Here is a 214-nt window from a genome sequence, read left to right on the forward strand (position 1 = left end):
CACGCATGATGATTGCCCTCTTGCGTATAACGCTTAAGCGGATCATCGGTATTTTTGATCACCTTTCCGATATCATGCAGCAATGAGCCAAGCGCCAGCTCTTTAAGCTTCGTAGCATTGTAGCCCAGGTTGATTCCAATCACAGTAGACATGATACACACATTGAGCGAATGAATGAACAGGTGATTATCCTTCGTCCGAATGTCATCTAGAT

The 214-nt window shown here is 44.4% G+C and carries 1 protein-coding gene; it reads right to left on the minus strand.

What is annotated here, in order from left to right:
• On the minus strand, positions 1–214 hold a 214-nt coding region (locus tag LKX83_RS33480), incomplete at both ends, for an HD domain-containing protein (protein WP_227887633.1).

The organism is Cohnella baijiui, from assembly GCF_020731285.1.
In the GTDB taxonomy this organism is placed as follows: Bacteria; Bacillota; Bacilli; order Paenibacillales; family Paenibacillaceae; genus Cohnella.